Consider the following 17,925-nt stretch of genomic DNA (forward strand, 5'->3'; position numbering starts at 1 on the left):
AACTATGGATGAACTAACGTGCTTTAAAACCTATGACATTCGTGGCGAAGTTGACGTCAATCTCACCCCTGACATTGCGCGTCGCATCGGAAGGGCGTACGCCGTCTGGCTGCATCCCCGGCGCGTGGTAGTAGGCGCTGATGTCCGCCTCAGCTCGGAGGCGCTAAAAACGGCCCTGATCGACGGGCTTACCGCAGGCGGCGTCGATGTTATCGACCTGGGCATGACCGGTACGGAAGAGGTCTATTTCGCCACCCGGGAATTGCGGGCAGACGGAGGGATCCAGGTGACGGCGAGCCACAATCCCGCCCATTACAACGGCTTTAAGCTGGTTGGCCTTGAGGCGCGCCCGATCAGTAATGACAACGGTCTGCTGGAGATCAAAGCGCTGGCAGAACAGAACCGCTTTCCACCCTGCGTGCGTCGTGGGGGCATTTTTCCCTTCGACAATCGCCCGGCCTGGGTGAACGCTCTGCTGCGATTTATCACTACGTCCCCAACGCGAACGTTACGCCTGGTGGTCAACGCCGGGCACGGCACCGCAGGTCCGGCGCTAGATGCGCTTGATGAGGGCTTAAAGCGTGCCGGTGTACCGGTCGAGTTTATCCGTATTCATCACCAGCCAGATGGCCGCTTTCCCGCTGGCGTACCTAACCCGATGCTGCCTGAAAACCGGCAAAGCACCCGACTGGCCGTCATCGAACATCACGCCGATGCTGGCATCGCCTGGGATGGCGATTTCGATCGTTGCTTTTTCTTCGACGAGCGCGGGGATTACGTTGAGAACTATTATCTCGTGGGGCTGTTTGCCGAACATTTTCTGCGACGCTATCCCGGCAGCCGCATCATTCTTGATCCCCGCTTAATCTGGAACACGCTCGACACGGTCGCCCGTTGCGGCGGTAGCGCAATCGTGAGTAAAACCGGGCATGCCTTCCTGAAAGCCCGGATGCGAAGGGAAAACGCCATTTACGGCGGCGAGATGAGTGGCCATCACTATTTTCGCGATTTTGGCTACTGCGATAGCGGCATGATCCCGCTGATCCTGATGCTCCAGATCCTGGGCGCAGCCGCGCAGCCGCTCTCTCATCTTATGCGTCACGCACAGACCCGCTATCCGGTGTCTGGTGAAATCAACCTGACGGTCAACGAGCCCGCCGCACTCCTCAATGACGTCGCCGCGCACTATGCCCCGGTCGCATGCGAACGTGACAACTGCGACGGCCTGAGCCTGTCCTTCACAGACTGGCGTTTTAACCTCCGCGCCTCCAACACCGAGCCGCTGGTTCGCCTTAATGTTGAAGCGCGGGGAGATACCGCTCTGCTTGTCCATAAAACTCATGAAGTGCTGATGCTGATTTCTGCCCTGCAAGGGGCTCAGGAGACATTATGACCGCCCTTTCATTACGACATATTCATAAAAAGTACGATAAAAACGTCATCGTGGCGGATCTGTCACTGGAGATAGCATCAGGAGAATTTATCGTTCTTGTGGGCCCCTCCGGGTGCGGGAAATCGACGCTGCTGCGCATGATCGCGGGATTAGAGGCGCCAGACAGTGGCATGCTGATGATGGGCAATGAGGATGTCACCCACCTGGCGGCGGGCAAGCGGAGCTTGTCGATGGTTTTCCAGTCCTATGCACTTTATCCGCATATGACCGTACGGGAGAACCTCGCCTTTGGCTTACGCAATATCCGCACCCCGGAGGCCGACATTGCGCAGCGCATCACCCACGCCGCCAACATGCTCAGGCTGGACGAGCTGCTCGACAGGCTTCCGCAACACCTCTCCGGCGGCCAGCGCCAGCGCGTGGCGATAGGTCGTTCTATTGTCCAGCAGCCCGCGCTGTTCCTGTTTGACGAACCCCTTTCCAACCTTGACGCCGCTCTGCGGGTTGAAATGCGCCAGGAGATCCAGCAACTCCATAATACCCTGAAAAACACCATGATTTACGTCACGCACGATCAGGTCGAGGCGATGACGCTGGCCGACCGTATCGTGGTGATGTGTAAAGGCAATATTGAGCAAACGGGTACGCCGCTTGAACTGTACAACACCCCGGCGAACCGCTTCGTGGCCGAATTCATCGGTACGCCAAAAATCAATATGTTACCCGCCATCTGGCAGCAGGGGGCATTGCATATCGACCCTGATACCGTCTTCCCGCTTTCGCGTCAGCCCGCAGACATTCAGGAGGGGGAATCGGTATTTGTCGCGATCCGCCCTGAACACCTGGGTTATCAGCAGCCGGGGGATTTTAGCCTGAGCGGGAAAACGCGGTTATGCGAACTGCAGGGAGATTCAACCCTGGTGTGGCTGGACGTGGCAGGGCATGCCGTGTGCCTGAAATCCTTCCAGCAACTGAGTCTGCCTGCGCAGCAACGTATCACGCTGACCGTGCAGGAGGCTCATCTGCATCTCTTTGACGCGGCAGGCAAGCGGATTGCAATGACGGAAAATGCCGCCTGAGTAGAGTATCAGGCGGCGGGAAATGCGCAGACTTACCCCTGACGCAAATTCTGCGCTGCCTTCACCATGTTGGCGAGCGCTGCGCGGGTTTCCGGCCAGCCGCGGGTTTTCAGGCCGCAGTCCGGGTTCACCCACAGGCGCTCTGCCGGAATACGCTGAGCGGCTTTTTTCAGCAGGGCTTCAATCCACTCCACGCTCGGCACGTTCGGGGAGTGAATGTCGTACACCCCCGGTCCGATTTCGTTTGGATAGTCGAACTCTTCAAACGACTCGAGCAGCTCCATATCTGAACGCGAGGTCTCGATGGTGATCACGTCGGCATCCAGCGCGGCAATGGAATCCATAATGTCGTTAAATTCGCAGTAACACATATGAGTGTGGATCTGCGTGTCGTCCTTCGCCACCGACGCATTGATGCGGAAGGCTTCCACGCCCCACTTCAGATACTCATCCCAGTCGCTGCGGCGCAGCGGCAAACCTTCTCGTAACGCCGGTTCGTCAATCTGGATAATGCCAATGCCAGCGGCTTCCAGATCCGCCACCTCATCACGCAGCGCCAGCGCGATTTGCTTCGCAATGGTTTCACGGGTCACGTCTTCACGCGGGAACGACCAGCACAGAATGGTCACCGGCCCGGTCAGCATGCCTTTTACCGGCTTGTCGGTCAGAGACTGAGCATACTTCGCCCACGCCACCGTAATCGCTTCCGGGCGGCTGACGTCACCGATCACCACCGGTGGCTTCACGCAGCGGGAACCGTAGCTCTGCACCCAGCCATTCTGGGTAAACACGAAGCCGTCCAGGTGTTCACCGAAGTATTCCACCATGTCGTTACGCTCGGCTTCACCGTGCACCAGCACGTCCAGACCTAAACGCTCCTGCTCGATGATCGCCTGCCTGATGTGCTCAGCAATGCCGGTACGGTAGTGATTCGCATCCAGATTGCCCTTTTTGAAGTCGAGACGCAGGCCGCGGATCTCGGTCGTTTGTGGGAATGAACCGATCGTCGTGGTTGGCCATGCGGGCAGGTTGAAGCGGGCGCGCTGGGCTTCGGCACGGACTTCATACGGACTCTGGCGCTGGCTGTCCTGAGCGGTGATGGCCGCCAGACGTTTTTCCACTGCCGGATTATGCACGCGTGCCGAATGACGGCGCGCCTGAATCGGGGCGCTCCATTCGGTAATCGCCGCCGTGTCACCGCTGTTCAGCGCGTCGCGCAGCAGCGCCAGTTCTTCACATTTTTGCAGGGCGAAGGCAAACCAGCTTTTCACTTCCGGGTCAAGACGGGTCTCCACGCTCAGATCGATCGGGCTGTGCAGCAGTGAACATGATGAGGCCACCCACAGCTCACGTTTACCGACAATGTCTTTAATTTGAGCATACTTTTCGGTGAGATCGGCACGCCAGACGTTACGACCGTTTACCAGCCCCGCTGAGAGCAGCCAGTCTGCGGGCAGACGTTTGTGCAGGTCCTTCACGTCATCTTTGCCGTGAACCAGGTCAACATGCAGACCCTGAACCGGCAGCGCGGCAATCGTGCTCAGGTTAGGCGTCACGCCCTCGAAATAGGTGGTCAGCAACAGCTTCACCTGCCCGGTAAGCGCGTCATACGCCGGTTTGAAGGCATCGAGCCAAACCTGGGGCAGCTCAAGCACCAAAGCAGGTTCGTCGATTTGCACCCACTGAATGCCGCGTTTACCCAGCTCAATCAGTACCTGTTTGTAGACGGGCAGAATGTCCTTCAGCAGGCTGAGGCGGTCAAACAGCTCGCCTTTGACTTTGCCCAGCCACAGGTAGGTTACCGGTCCGAGCAGCACCGGTTTTACCTGGTGGCCCAGCGCCAGCGCTTCGTCGACTTCGTCCAGAAGCTGTGTCCAGGTCAGTTTGAACTGCTGACCTTTTACGAACTCCGGCACCATATAGTGATAGTTGGTGTTAAACCACTTGGTCATTTCCGCCGCTGCCGCGGGTTCACCCGTTGGCGCACGACCACGGCCTATGCGGAACAGGGTATCGATATCTACCGATCCATCTTTGTTCTGATGACGAGCCGGCACGTTGCCCAGCAGCAGGCTGGTCGTCAGAACATGGTCGTACCAGGCGAAATCGCCCACCGGCAGCAGGTCAATGCCTGCCTGCTTTTGCTGATCCCAGTGACGGGCGCGCAGCTCGCGCCCCACGGTCAGTAGTTCTTCACGGGTAGCTTTACCCGCCCAGTAGCTTTCTTGCGCTTTTTTCAGCTCGCGACGCAGGCCAACGCGAGGGAAACCGAGAGTGTGATTGCGGATTGTCATGTTATGCCCCTTGTGAATTTCGCTATTTAGACGTCCAGATGTTTACACATCTATAATTGGCAGGTACTGTATATTCCTCAAGCGCAAAATGTTCATGGCGAAGTGAAGGACTTTCATGATCGAGATAAAACACCTGAAAACGCTGCAAGCGTTGCGGAACTGCGGATCGCTCGCGGCGGCTGCGGCCACGCTGCACCAGACCCAGTCTGCCCTTTCTCACCAGTTCAGCGATCTGGAACAACGCCTCGGATTTCGTCTTTTTGTGCGTAAGAGCCAACCTCTGCGCTTTACGCCGCAGGGTGAAATTCTTCTTCAACTGGCGAATCAGGTCCTGCCGCAGATCGCCAGCGCGCTACAGTCCTGTAACGAGCCGCAGCAGACAAAACTGCGCATCGCCATTGAGTGCCACAGCTGTATTCAATGGCTGACCCCTGCGCTTGAGAACTTCCGCCAGAAGTGGCCGCAGGTGGAGATGGATTTTAAATCCGGTGTGACGTTCGACCCGCAACCCTCGCTGCAGCAGGGTGAGTTGGATCTGGTGATGACCTCCGACATTCTGCCGCGCAGCGGCCTGCACTATTCGCCGATGTTTGATTTTGAAGTGCGCCTGGTGCTGGCACCGGATCATCCGCTGGCGGCTAAAACGCGCATCACGCCGGAAGACCTGGCAACAGAAACGCTGCTGATTTATCCGGTTCAGCGCAGTCGCCTGGATATCTGGCGTCATTTCCTGCAGCCGGCAGGCATTAGCCCGCAGCTGAAAAGCGTGGATAACACCCTGCTGTTGATTCAGATGGTTGCCGCCAACATGGGCATCGCGGCGCTGCCGCACTGGGTGGTGGAGAGTTTTGAACGCCAGGGCCTGGTGGTGACCAAAACCCTGGGTGAAGGACTGTGGAGCCGTCTGTACGCTGCCGTGCGCGATGGCGAGCAGCGTCAGCCGGTGACAGAAGCGTTTATTCGCTCAGCGCGGAACCACGCGTGCGACCATCTTCCGTTTGTGCGGAGCGCGGAGCGACCCAGCGGCGATGGACCCACAGTGAAGCCAGGATCACCGCTCCCCCAATAAGGAAGCTCGGCCAGTGCGGTTGCTGCTGCCAGATGGCGAGGTTGACCAGCAGCCCCGCCGGGACGTGCACGTTATTCATAATCCCGAGCGTTCCGGCGTCGACCTGCGTCGCGCCGTAGTTCCACATGAAGTAACCCAGCCCTGACGCCACCACGCCCAGCCAGACCAGAACGCCCCACTGCACCGACGTGGTCGGCAGCTTTTGCGGGTTACCGAGCAGAAACCACGCCGATACCGCGACAATCGCCGCGCCCATATAGAACCACGCAAATGCATTGTGCTGAGGCATCGGGCGGGTTTCCATCAGGCGTTTGTAGCCCACCATGCCGATGGCGAAACTGATGTTGGCGAGCTGGACGAACAACAACCCGGTCCAGAAGTGATCGCTGACTTTGTCATAGCGAATAATTGCCGCGCCAATCACCGCCAGCGCCGCGCTTAGCAGGTATCCCCAGCGCAGACGACGCCTGCTGAGCAGGTCGTAAATCAACGTAATATAGAGCGGCGTCAACACGGTAAAGAGCAGGAATTCAGAGACGGACAAATAGACGTAAGCCCGGAAGCTGAACAGATACATGATGCCCAACTGCATCGCGCCCACCAGCATGTACAGCACAATCGTTTTCAGCGATTGACCACGCGAGCGCAGAAACGGCAGGAATACCAGCGCCGCCAGCCCCACGCGCATCAGCACCGAGAAGTAGCTGTCGACCGAACCGGCAAGGTACTCGCCAATCAGGCTAAAGGAGAAGGCCCACAGGATAGTGGTGATAATGAGTAGCGCCACAATGCTTGTCTCTCAGAAAGAAGGACAGGCATTGTAGCGGACTCTTCAGTTGACATCTGGTCAACAAACAACCAAATGAAGATTATTCAAGGAACAGCTTGCGCAGGTATTTCGGTACCGCGTTATCAGCGTTGGAACCAATCACTTCCAGTTCCGGGTGCAGATCTTTCAGACGCTGATGCGCGTTCTGCATGATGCAGCCCTTGCCTGCCATGGAGAGCATTTCAGCGTCGTTCATGCCATCACCAAAAGCGATGCAGTCTTTCAGCGCGAAACCCAGACGTTTCGCGACCGCTTCCAGCGCGTGACCTTTGGAGACGCCCCCCGCCATCACTTCCAGACAGGTCAGGGTTGAGAAGCTCACGTTGACGCGATCGCCCCAGCGGGCGTTGATCGCTTGTTCCAGTGGGAGCAGTTCTTCATGGCTATCGCAGGTGAAGAACACCTTACTGATACCTTCCGGCTCAAGAAGGCCCGGCTCGTACAGGGAGTAGTTAAATACCGCTTCCTTGAAGAAACGCATTTCATCCGGGCGGTGGCGGTTCATGAACCAGTCGTCGTTGCGGTACACGTTGGTGATGATAGCCGGGTTGTTATGCACCACGCCGAAGAGATCGGCGGCAATATCGCGATCCAGGTTATGGGTAAAGATCAGGTTACCGTCAGTATCATGCACGCGCGCACCGTTGGAGGTGATCATGTACGATTTGATCTCAAGATTATCGCGGATCTGCCCCACGTCTACGTGGTGGCGTCCGGTGGCAAACACAAAGTTCACGCCACGGGCAGTCAGAAGCTTTAAGGTCTCTTTCGCGTAAGGCGACAGGGTGTGGTCAGGGGAAAGCAGCGTGCCATCTAAATCAGATGCAACAACCTGGTACATAGGGATTTCAACCTCTGGTGGAAAACAATAATCAGTTATGCCTGTTGAAAAATTCAACAATGGCGTTGAGCGCGACTGAGCGCATAACGTCCTTTTCGAAAAGGATCTCATGGTAAGCGCCGTTGATGACCAGCGGTTTTCCCCCTTCACAAGGGTGACCGGCGGCGGCGCGTAATTCACAATAACGGTCATGCATGCGGTTATCGACCACACGCTCTTCTTCAGCCTGAATCAGGAGTGTTGGCGTGTCATCATCACCTACCCCCGCCAGCACCTGTTCACCGGCCAGAATCCCCTCCCGCACCCAGTGCCAGGTCGGGCCACCGACGCGTAAGCGCGGTTCATCGGCATAAAAGCGCAGGTTGCGGCGATAACGCTGCCGACTGTGGGTTAAGACGTTGATGGCGAACGGCAGCGCACGCCAGCGTCCGGTCCCGATGGCATAGCCTTCACGAATGCGCTGATGGCCCTCAGCCCAGTCGAGAAGATGACGCACCATCCAGTCGGGGAAACGTATGACGATACCGTACATCGGCGCGGTTAGCGCAATGGCATCACACTGGTGTTGATACCGCTGCAAAAACAGCGTCGAAATAGCGCCACCCATGGAGTGCGCAAGGATATAGCGCTTACGCCAGGGGCCGGGCTGCACTTCCTGCTGCCAGAACGCGGCAAAATCGTCGACGTAATCGCTGAAGCGATCGACATGTCCACGGTGCGTGTCCTGTAGCATGCGTCCGGACAGCCCCTGTCCACGGTGGTCGATGATGAGCACATCGAACCCCATATGGACCAGATCGTAGGCCAGTTCGGCGTATTTAACGTAGCTTTCAATGCGCCCCGGGCAAACCACGATTACCCGGTCATTTTTCTCATCACGGAAACGAACGAAGCGTACCGGGATGCCCCCGACGCCCGTAAACTCATCTTCCTCACGCTGCCGCCAGAAATCGGTCAGCGGCCCCATAGAGAAAGCAGCAAATGCGTTTTCTCGTGTTTCCCAGTCCTTTTTCTGCTGAAACATTGGGTTTCCACTCACGTAATCCAGGGAATATCGTTTTTTTTCGTCACCGGTCACAAAATGACTCATCAATAGCGTATTGTGGCATAAAAACAGACGATTCGGGAGTTTCAAATGACCTTCGAGTGGTGGTTCGCCTACCTGCTGACATCCATCATCCTGAGCCTTTCACCGGGTTCGGGTGCGATTAACACCATGACTACCTCCATCAACCACGGCTATCGCGGGGCGGCGGCGTCGATTGCCGGTTTGCAAACCGGGCTGGGCATTCACATCGTCCTGGTCGGGATTGGCCTGGGAACGCTGTTCTCCCGCTCGGTGCTGGCGTTTGAAGTGCTGAAATGGGCCGGTGCGGCATATCTTATCTGGCTGGGTATTCAGCAGTGGCGCGCGGCTGGCGCCATTAACCTGAATACGCTCGCGCAGACGCAAAACCGTGGTCATCTGTTTAAGCGGGCAGTATTCGTCAACCTGACCAACCCGAAAAGCATTGTGTTCCTCGCCGCGCTGTTCCCACAGTTTATCGTGCCGCACCAGCCTCAGGTGATGCAGTACGTGGTGCTGGGTGCGACCACAATTATTGTCGATATTATCGTGATGATTGGTTACGCGACGCTGGCACAGCGGATTGCCGGATGGATAAAAGGGCCTAAGCAGATGAAGGCCCTGAACAAAGTGTTTGGCTCGCTGTTTATGCTGGTTGGCGCGCTGCTTGCGTCAGCGCGTCATGCTTAGCGAGAAATGATGAGATGAATGCCGAAGCCGGCGAACAGCGCGCCGGCGAAGCCATCGATCCACTTCGCGATACGCTGGTAGCCACGGCGCATCGCCGGTAAGGCAAACAGGCTTGCCACGATAGTGAACCACGCGAAGGTCTCCACGACGATAAGCAGGAAAATGCCCCAACGTGCGCCCGCGCCAACGCTGTCGCCCACAAACAGCGAGAACACCGAGCCGAAATAGATAATCGCTTTCGGATTCGCCAGGTTGGTCAGTAGCCCTTTTACAAAGCTCCGTCCACCCGTTGCCAGCTCCACCTTAGGCTCTTGCGTTTTTTTCTCTTCTTTTTTCAGCGCCCCGCGCAGCATCTGGTAGCCCATCCAGCACAGGTACAGGCCACCGCCAACCATAATGATGTTATGCAGCCAGGCCATCTTCGCCAGGATCAGGTTCAGACCGAGCAGCGCAACGGCCGCCCAGACCATGACGCCCATGGTAATACCGAGCACGCCCATCATCGCCTCTTTACGGGAACGACTGACCGCTGTTTGCGATACGAAGAAAAAGTCAGGGCCCGGGCTCATCAGCGCAACGATGTGCACTAACGCCACGGTGAGAAATAGCATTAACATAATTGGCTCGCAGGGAAATAATTCAGTGAGTCATCATACTGGCACTTTTTTGGCCGGCTGACTACTCCTCATCATCTCCGTCAACGTGAGAACGGATAAGCGCCATAAACTCTTTACCGAAGCGCTCCAACTTGCGCGTGCCTACGCCGTTGACGCTGAGCATTTCGCTGGCGCTGAGCGGCATCTGTTCCGCCATCTCAATCAGCGTCGCGTCGTTGAACACCACGTAAGGCGGGATGTTCTCTTCATCAGCAATGGCTTTACGCAGCTTACGCAGTTTGGCAAACAGCTTGCGGTCATAGTTACCGCCGTAGGATTTCTGCATCACGCGTGGTTTGAGGGCGACCACGCGCGGTACGGCGAGCTTCAGTTCAACGTCACCGCGCAACACCGGACGCGCGGCTTCGGTCAGCTGTAGCGCCGAGTGCTGAGCGATGTTCTGCGTGGCAAATCCGAGGTGAATCAGCTGACGAATAATGCTAACCCAGTGCTCGTGGCTCTGATCTTTACCGATCCCGTAGACCGGCAGTTTGTCGTGGCCCATGTCGCGGATACGCTGGTTATTGGCGCCGCGCAACACTTCCACCACGTAACCCATCCCGAAGCGTTGATTCACACGGTAAATGGTCGAAAGCGCCTTACGCGCGTCCATCAGGCCATCGTACTGCTTCGGCGGATCCAGGCAGATATCGCAGTTGCCGCACGGCTCCTGTCGCCCTTCACCAAAATAGTTGAGCAGCACCAGACGGCGGCAGGTTTGCGCTTCGGCAAACGCCCCCATCGCGTTGAGCTTATGGCGTTCGATATCCTGCAGCTGTCCCTGCGGTTTCTCTTCCAGACAGCGGCGCAGCCACGCCATATCGGCTGGATCGTAAAACAGCATCGCTTCCGCAGGCAGACCATCACGCCCGGCGCGGCCGGTTTCCTGATAGTAGGATTCGATATTACGCGGGATGTCGAAATGCACCACAAAACGCACGTTGGGCTTGTTAATCCCCATTCCGAACGCCACCGTCGCGACCACAATCTGCAGGTCGTCACGCTGGAATTTCTCCTGCACATCCGCACGGATGTGGTTCTCCAGCCCGGCATGATACGCTGCGGCGCTAAAGCCACGGTTTTGCAGACGCGCGGCGGTGTCTTCCACCTTCGCCCGACTGTTGCAGTAGATAATGCCCGACTTGCCGCGCTGTTCCTGGACATAGCGCAGGAGCTGATCCAGCGGCTTGAATTTTTCCATCAGCATGTAGCGGATGTTAGGGCGGTCGAAACTGCTGACCTGAATATAGGGATCATTCAGCCCCAGCAGGCGAACGATATCCAGACGCGTCGTATCATCTGCCGTGGCGGTAAGCGCCATAAACGGCAGTTCCGGGAAGCGCTGACGGAGCTGGCCGAGGGCGGCATATTCCGGGCGGAAATCGTGCCCCCACTGCGAGATACAGTGCGCTTCATCCACCGCCAGCAGGACCGGGTTCCAGTGTGCGAGATGGTCGAGGAAGTTATCCAGCATCAGGCGTTCCGGTGCGATATACAGCAGACGAACCTGCCCGGTGCGACACCCGGCCATCACCTCTTGCTGCTGCTCCCGGGTTTGCGTGGAATTAAGACAGGCCGCCGCCACGCCGTTGGCGAGCAGTTGATCAACCTGGTCTTTCATCAGAGAAATAAGGGGCGATACCACGACCGTCAGGCCGTTAAGCACCAGCGCGGGCACCTGATAACAGAGTGATTTCCCGCCGCCGGTCGGCATAACGACCAGACAATCACGGCCTTCCAGCACGGTTTCAATGATGGTTTCCTGGCCAGGGCGGAACTGCTGGTAGCCAAAGGTTTCATGCAAAACCTGTTTAGCCAGCGACTCCTGATTCAATACTTCCGCCTGCGCCACGTTAACCCCATATGCCAGAAATGAAACAGGCGCTATTTTCAGCGCCTGAGAGAGAAACTTCAACGTTTAACGCAAAAACATTCGAGCAGCTTAGAGAATATCGTTCAGCATTACGCCCACACCCACGCGGGTCTGGTTGAAGTTATAGTCGATCAGCGACTCGCCGTAACCGCTGTACACCTGCGTATAGAGGCGCACATGCTTCGTTACCGGATAGCTCAGGCCCACTTCAGCACCACCGTAGCCGGTATTCCAGTTGTACTGGCCTTTCGCGCTCAGCACGGCATCGCCTAACTGGTAGCCGACCTTGAGCTGGTAGTACCCCATATATTTGGTGATATCCGGGTTATCGTCGGTGCTCCCCACCACATACCACGGCTTCACTTCCACCATCCAGTTGCCGTTCTGCGCCATCAGGCGCGTATAGGCACGGTTCCAGCTACGAGACGTGGGGTCTGAACGGCCGTTAGAATCGTGATTAAAGCCGACTTCGACGTCACGCAACGTCCATCCGGCAAATTCATAATCCGTTGCAAAGCCAAGGAACAGCTGCGGCTCATAGTTGGTTTCACGGAACGGCGAAGATTCGCCGCTGTTGGAAAGCTGCCACCAGGATTTCTGCGTATAAGAGGCACCGAGTACCGAGTTCGGCCCCAGAATACCGCGCCAGAACGGGAAGGCGAGGCTCAACTGGAACTTCACCTCATCTTTACGCGCATTATCAGACCAGTTATAGGAGCTTATCGCTTCTTTGTTCAGATCGCTGGTCTGGGTGTAAATCACATAGTTGGTGTCATAGGGGTAAAGCGTGAACGGATTGTCATGCTCCTGAAGCATGTTAGCAATGATGCTACCGTGTACGGATGGCGCATCGTGCACTTCTTTAACTGTCGCTTCCTGCGCATATGCTGTGAGAGGCAGCGCAACCGCCGCCAGTAACCAACCCAGATACGTCCGCATCGGTGGTGTTCTCCTGAAATAGTGACGTGTAATGAATAATTTTATCCGGGCATTCTACAGACTTCTGCGCCAACTTCCGCCTCCTCGTTTCTGAAAGTGGAAATCCGTATTGTTGAGGCATAAAATCAACATTTCATTAACAATAGGGATGTGATGCCTCATGTCAGCCATGCTTACCTCTGAAGAAGTGTTAAAGCTCGTGGGCGAGATTTTTGTTTACCATATGCCATTTAACCGTGCGCTGGGTCTGGAGCTGGAACGTTACGAGAAAGAGTTTGCCCAGTTGAGCTTTAACAACCAGCCGATGATGGTGGGCAACTGGGCGCAAAGTATTTTGCACGGCGGGGTGATTGCTTCCGCGCTGGACGTGGCGGCTGGTCTGGTCTGCGTGGGCAGTACGCTGACGCGTCATGACACCATCAATGAAGACGAACTCCGTCAGCGTCTGGCACGCATGGGCACCATTGATTTACGCGTCGATTATCTTCGCCCCGGACGCGGCAATCGCTTTACCTGCACCAGCAGCCTGCTGCGCGCGGGGAATAAAGTGGCGGTGGCGCGCGTAGAATTACACAACGAAGAACAGGTTTATATCGCCAGCGCAACCGCCACTTATATGGTGGGTTGAAGCGGCAAAATCGGGTAAAATTAATTCACTTTTTTGTAACGGATTTTCCCGATGGATGCTAAACAGACGCGGCAGGGCGTTTTACTCGCCCTTGCCGCTTATTTTATTTGGGGTATTGCACCGGCGTACTTCAAGTTTATCGCTTATGTACCGGCCGACGAGATCCTCACTCACCGCGTCATCTGGTCCTTTTTCTTTATGATCGCGCTAATGAGCCTCAGCCGTCAGTGGTCCGGCGTCAAGACGCTGCTCAAAACGCCTAAGAAAGTTTTCCTGCTGGCACTCTCGGCGGTGCTCATTGGCGGAAACTGGCTGCTGTTTATCTGGGCGGTGAATAACCACCACATGCTCGAAGCCAGTCTTGGCTACTTTATTAACCCGCTGGTAAACATCGTACTGGGGATGCTTTTCCTCGGCGAACGTTTCCGCCGTATGCAGTGGCTAGCGGTGTTTCTGGCCTTCTGCGGCGTGCTGGTACAGCTCTGGACGTTCGGCTCGCTGCCGATTATTGCCCTCGGCCTGGCGTTCAGCTTTGCGTTCTACGGTCTGGTACGTAAGAAGATTGCGGTGGAAGCCCAAACGGGGATGCTGTTTGAAACCCTGTGGCTGCTGCCGGTGGCGGCGATCTACCTCTTCGGTATCGCCGACAGCGCCACCAGTCATATGGGCAGCAACCCGTGGTCGCTGAATCTGATGCTGATGGCGGCAGGCGTGGTGACCACTATTCCTCTGCTGTGCTTCACCGGTGCGGCAACGCGTCTGCGTCTCTCCACGCTGGGCTTCTTCCAGTACATCGGCCCGACGCTGATGTTTCTGCTGGCGGTGGTGTTTTACGGCGAAGTGCCAGGCGCAGATAAGATGGTGACGTTCGCTTTTATCTGGGTAGCGCTGGCGATTTTTGTCGCCGATGCGATTTACACCCAGCGCAGAGTGCGCAAAGGGCTGTAGTGCCTTTTTGCCGGATGGCGGCTGCGCCTTATCCGGCCTACACGTTCTGTAGGCCCGGTAAGCGTAGCGCCACCGGGCGGATACTCAAAGCCAGTTACGACGCTTAAAGTACAGATACGGCGCCAGCCCGGCGAGGATCATAAAGATAATCGCCCCCGGGTAACCAAAGCTCCACTTCAGCTCCGGCATAAACTCGAAGTTCATCCCATAGCTGGAGGCCACCAGCGTCGGCGGCAGGAACACCACGGATACCACCGAGAAGATCTTGATGATGCGGTTCTGCTCGATGTTAATAAAGCCCATCGCCGCCTGCATCAGGAAGTTCACCTTCTGGAACAGGGATTCGTTGTGCGGCAGCAGGGATTCGATATCGCGCAGGATCTCACGCGCCTGCTCCAGCTGACCGCCCGGCAGACGCGCCTTGCGCACGAGGAAGTTCAGCGCGCGCTGGGTATCCATCAGACACAAACGCACCTTCCAGCCGATATCTTCCAGCTCGGCCAGCGTGGAGAGCGCTTCGTCGTATTCATCGCCCTGATGGCCTTCCATGATCACGCGGCTCAGCTTTTCCAGATCGCTGTAGATGTTTTCAATCTCATCCGCCAGCTGTTCAATTTTGGTCTCAAACAGGTCGAGCAGCAGTTCGTAAGCGTTGCCGTCCACCATTGCCTGGCTGCGGGCGCGCATGCGGTAGAGACGAAACGCGGGCAGTTCACGCTCGCGAAGGGTAAACAGGCGACCGTCGCGAATGGTAAAGGCCACGGTGGAGTTGCCCGCATGGTCTTCCGCATCTTCAAAGAAGAAGAAGGAGTGAATGTGCAGGCCGTCTTCATCTTCAAAAAAACGCGCAGAAGCTTCGATGTCTTCCAGTTCAGGACGGGTTGCCAGGCTTTGCCCCAGCTCAGATTGTACGCGAAGGCGCTCATCGTCGTCCGGCTCGACCAGATCCACCCATACGGCATCAATGAGGGGCTGTGACTCTTCGGCTTCAAGCCGAGTCAGTCGGTTATTTTCGAGTTGAAATGCGCTCAACATGACCGGGACTCCCAATGCAAAAAATATCGGACAGTTCGGTGGGCACACAGAAACAAATTGGGTTTCAGACCATTAAACAGCCTGACTCAGCGCGACGGGAATAATGCAGTCGCTGACAACCACTAAGGCCATCAGCAAGGGGAGATAGCCTTAGGAGTTGTTCCTGGATGACAGGGAATTGAGCCAGTATCTACTGGGTGTGTCCAAGGCGAATGTCCTCTTAGCGTAATCGTGCGCGCATGTTACGCCAGCAGTAACTGTGGCGTCAACACGCAACGGAACGCTGAAGGGCATTAATTGACCTTCAACGTATAAGGCTAGCAGATTATTACAAAATAGTGATATTTTTCTGAATGTTACACTGTTTCCAGCTTAGCGTAAGCGGCCACCAGCCATTTGATCCCCTGCCCCTGGAACGCCACCTGCAGGCGGCTGTGCTCGCCGCTGCCTTCCAGATTTACAATGGTGCCTTCGCCAAACTTCGAATGGCGCACGCGCTGACCCAGCTTGTAGCCGGTGTCCGTTTCAGAGATCGGTGATCCCATACGCGGATGGCTGACAGGGCGGCTGATGCTGGCACGCAGGCGCACTTCCTCCACGCACTCCTCCGGCAGTTCACCAATAAAGCGAGACGGACGGTGGTAGACCTCTTTCCCGTACAGGCGGCGGGTTTCCGCATAGGTTAGCGTCAGCTTTTGCATCGCGCGCGTCACGCCCACATAGGCCAGTCGACGCTCCTCTTCCAGCCGTCCGCCTTCATCGAGCGACATCTGGCTCGGGAACATCCCCTCTTCCATCCCGACGATAAAGACCTGCGGGAACTCCAGACCTTTGGCGGAGTGCAGGGTCATCAGTTGCACCGCATCCTGCCAGGTGTCCGCCTGCCCTTCACCCGCCTCCAGCGCGGCGTGGGAAAGGAACGCCTGCAGCGGCATCAGGTCTTCGTCTTCTTCGTTGTAGCTGAACTGGCGCGTTGCCGTGACCAGTTCCTCTAAGTTCTCAATACGGGTCTGACCCTTCTCGCCTTTTTCCTGCTCGTACATGGTGCGCAGGCCGGAGTCTTTGATTACCCGGTCAGTCTGCACGTGCAGCGGCATATCGGCGGTTTCCTGCGCCAGGGCGTCAATCAACTCAAGGAAGCGCTGCAATGCGCTGGCCGCACGACCGGCAAGGGCTTTCTCCTGCAGCAATTCGCGGCACGCCTGCCACAGCGTCAGCTGACGGTCGCGCGAGGCCTGACGCACCACGTCCAGCGTGCGGTCGCCAATGCCACGGGTTGGGGTGTTGACCACGCGCTCAAACGCCGCGTCATCATTACGGTTCGCAATCAGACGCAGATACGAGAGCGCATCTTTGATTTCCTGACGTTCGAAGAAGCGCATACCGCCATAAATGCGGTACGGCATACCAACCTGCAGCAGCGCCTCTTCCAGCACGCGTGACTGGGCGTTACTGCGGTAGAGAATGGCGCACTGCTCTAACGCGCCGCCGTTATCCTGCCAGGTTTTAATACGGTTCACCACGAAGCGGGCTTCGTCGAGCTCGTTGAAGGCGCAGTAAATTGAAATCGGCTCGCCGTCGACGCCGTCGGTCCACAGCTTTTTACCCAGACGCCCGTTGTTGTTTTCAATCAGGGCGTTGGCTGCGCTCAGAATGTTGCTGGTGGAGCGATAGTTCTGCTCCAGACGGATGGTTTGTGCGCCGGGGAAGTCATTGAGGAAGCGCTGGATGTTTTCCACCTGCGCCCCGCGCCAGCCGTAGATCGACTGGTCATCATCCCCCACGATCATCACCTTGCCGGTGTCGCCCGCCAGCAGGCGGATCCATGCGTACTGGATGTTGTTGGTATCCTGGAATTCGTCCACCAGGATATTGGTAAAGCGTTCACGGTAGTGCTGAAGGATATGTGGTTTGTTGAGCCACAGTTCGTGGGCGCGCAGCAGCAGCTCGGCGAAATCCACCAGACCGGCGCGATCGCACGCTTCCTGGTAGGCTTTGTAGACGTTTTGCCAGGTCTGCTCCACCGGGTTGCCGAAGCTCTGAATATGGTGCGGGCGCAACCCTTCATCTTTCTGACCGTTGATGTACCACATCGCCTGACGCGGCGGCCACTGTTTCTCGTCAAGGTTCATCGCCTTGATCAGACGCTTCAGCAGACGGAGCTGGTCTTCGCTGTCGAGGATCTGAAAATCCTGCGGCAGGTTGGCGTCCATATGGTGCGCGCGCAGCAGGCGGTGCGCCAGGCCGTGGAAGGTGCCGACCCACATGCCGCCCTGGCTGGTACCCATTAACTGGGCGATACGGTGGCGCATCTCCGCCGCCGCCTTATTGGTAAACGTGACGGCCATGATTGAGTACGGCGAGCAGTTTTCCACGCTCTGCAGCCACGCGATACGGTGAACCAGCACGCGCGTCTTACCACTGCCCGCCCCAGCCAGCACCAGCATGTTAGTGCGCGAGGCCGCTACGGCTTCACGCTGTTTGTCATTAAGGCTGTCGAGCAGGTAAGAAACGTCCATTGGCACCGTCACATAGTATTCAGGAACAGAGCAAAACGCCCGGTGGCGCTTCGCTTACCGGGCCTA

16 protein-coding genes are annotated in these 17,925 nt (G+C 56.8%); 6 read left to right on the forward strand and 10 right to left on the reverse strand.

The window, feature by feature from the left end; genetic code table 11:
* Positions 1-4: 4 nt before the first annotated feature.
* Positions 5-1,393 carry a phosphomannomutase/phosphoglucomutase gene (locus ACMGGM_RS12370; protein ID WP_063614532.1) on the forward strand — a complete coding sequence of 463 codons (1,389 nt, stop codon included), beginning with the start codon at positions 5-7 and terminating at the stop codon, positions 1,391-1,393.
* Positions 1,390-2,472 carry an ABC transporter ATP-binding protein gene (locus tag ACMGGM_RS12375; protein WP_045269174.1) on the forward strand — a complete coding sequence of 361 codons (1,083 nt, stop codon included), beginning with the start codon at positions 1,390-1,392 and terminating at the stop codon, positions 2,470-2,472. Before ACMGGM_RS12370 ends, ACMGGM_RS12375 begins: the two co-directional genes overlap by 4 nt.
* 32 nt (positions 2,473-2,504) lie before the next feature.
* Here ACMGGM_RS12375 and metE read toward each other — a convergent pair whose 3' ends face one another.
* Positions 2,505-4,766: a 5-methyltetrahydropteroyltriglutamate--homocysteine S-methyltransferase gene (gene metE, locus ACMGGM_RS12380; protein ID WP_063943789.1), complete on the reverse strand. Its 2,262-nt coding sequence runs from the start codon at positions 4,764-4,766 to the stop codon at positions 2,505-2,507.
* A 115-nt stretch (positions 4,767-4,881) separates the two neighbouring features.
* Here metE and metR point away from each other — a divergent pair, with 115 nt between their 5' ends.
* Positions 4,882-5,835 (forward strand): HTH-type transcriptional regulator MetR, encoded by a 954-nt coding sequence (metR, locus tag ACMGGM_RS12385; protein ID WP_023331563.1) that lies wholly within the window; start codon positions 4,882-4,884, stop codon positions 5,833-5,835.
* Here metR and ACMGGM_RS12390 read toward each other — a convergent pair.
* The 3 genes from ACMGGM_RS12390 to pldB form a co-directional block, all read right to left on the reverse strand.
* Positions 5,723-6,622 carry a carboxylate/amino acid/amine transporter gene (locus tag ACMGGM_RS12390; protein ID WP_063943791.1) on the reverse strand — a complete coding sequence of 300 codons (900 nt, stop codon included), beginning with the start codon at positions 6,620-6,622 and terminating at the stop codon, positions 5,723-5,725. The genes metR and ACMGGM_RS12390 overlap by 113 nt on opposite strands.
* An 82-nt stretch (positions 6,623-6,704) precedes the next feature.
* On the reverse strand, positions 6,705-7,505 hold the full coding sequence (gene yigL / locus ACMGGM_RS12395; RefSeq protein ID WP_023331564.1) for a sugar/pyridoxal phosphate phosphatase YigL: 801 nt from the start codon (positions 7,503-7,505) through the stop codon (positions 6,705-6,707).
* Positions 7,506-7,536: 31 nt separating this feature from the next.
* A complete protein-coding gene (gene pldB / locus ACMGGM_RS12400) occupies positions 7,537-8,529 on the reverse strand; it encodes a lysophospholipase L2 (RefSeq protein ID WP_045135424.1) in 993 nt (330 codons plus the stop codon).
* A gap of 111 nt (positions 8,530-8,640) precedes the next feature.
* On the opposite strand from pldB, the gene rhtB reads away from it, so the two are divergent.
* Positions 8,641-9,261: a homoserine/homoserine lactone efflux protein gene (gene rhtB / locus ACMGGM_RS12405; RefSeq protein WP_014885639.1), complete on the forward strand. Its 621-nt coding sequence runs from the start codon at positions 8,641-8,643 to the stop codon at positions 9,259-9,261.
* Here rhtB and rhtC read toward each other — a convergent pair.
* From rhtC to pldA, 3 genes are all read right to left on the reverse strand, one after another.
* On the reverse strand, positions 9,258-9,878 hold the full coding sequence (gene rhtC, locus ACMGGM_RS12410) for a threonine export protein RhtC (RefSeq protein WP_014885640.1): 621 nt from the start codon (positions 9,876-9,878) through the stop codon (positions 9,258-9,260). The genes rhtB and rhtC overlap by 4 nt on opposite strands.
* A 61-nt stretch (positions 9,879-9,939) precedes the next feature.
* Positions 9,940-11,769: an ATP-dependent DNA helicase RecQ gene (gene recQ, locus ACMGGM_RS12415; RefSeq protein WP_014885641.1), complete on the reverse strand. Its 1,830-nt coding sequence runs from the start codon at positions 11,767-11,769 to the stop codon at positions 9,940-9,942.
* Between the two features lie 90 nt (positions 11,770-11,859).
* On the reverse strand, positions 11,860-12,729 hold the full coding sequence (gene pldA, locus ACMGGM_RS12420) for a phospholipase A (protein WP_014885642.1): 870 nt from the start codon (positions 12,727-12,729) through the stop codon (positions 11,860-11,862).
* Between the two features lie 160 nt (positions 12,730-12,889).
* Between pldA and yigI the strand changes: the two genes are divergently transcribed.
* Together yigI and rarD are read left to right on the forward strand one after the other, a co-directional pair.
* Entirely contained in the window at positions 12,890-13,357 is a 468-nt protein-coding gene (gene yigI / locus ACMGGM_RS12425; RefSeq protein WP_023331568.1) for an acyl-CoA thioesterase YigI, read from the forward strand.
* Positions 13,358-13,408: 51 nt separating this feature from the next.
* Positions 13,409-14,305 (forward strand): EamA family transporter RarD, encoded by an 897-nt coding sequence (gene rarD, locus ACMGGM_RS12430; protein WP_014885644.1) that lies wholly within the window; start codon positions 13,409-13,411, stop codon positions 14,303-14,305.
* Positions 14,306-14,389: 84 nt separating this feature from the next.
* Here rarD and corA read toward each other — a convergent pair whose 3' ends face one another.
* From corA to uvrD, 3 genes are all read right to left on the reverse strand, one after another.
* Positions 14,390-15,340, reverse strand: a complete 951-nt coding sequence (corA, locus tag ACMGGM_RS12435; RefSeq protein ID WP_008501540.1) for a magnesium/cobalt transporter CorA — start codon at positions 15,338-15,340, stop codon at positions 14,390-14,392.
* Positions 15,341-15,490: 150 nt separating this feature from the next.
* A complete protein-coding gene (gene ysgD, locus ACMGGM_RS12440) occupies positions 15,491-15,547 on the reverse strand; it encodes a YsgD/CorL family protein (protein WP_212743980.1) in 57 nt (18 codons plus the stop codon).
* Between the two features lie 149 nt (positions 15,548-15,696).
* The gene (gene uvrD, locus ACMGGM_RS12445) at positions 15,697-17,859 is read right to left on the reverse strand and encodes a DNA helicase II (RefSeq protein WP_014885645.1); all 2,163 of its coding nucleotides are present in this window, start codon (positions 17,857-17,859) and stop codon (positions 15,697-15,699) included.
* Positions 17,860-17,925: the final 66 nt, after the last annotated feature.

It is taken from the genome of Enterobacter sp. BNK-14 (assembly GCF_047456095.1).
Classification (GTDB): domain Bacteria; phylum Pseudomonadota; class Gammaproteobacteria; order Enterobacterales; family Enterobacteriaceae; genus Enterobacter; species Enterobacter kobei.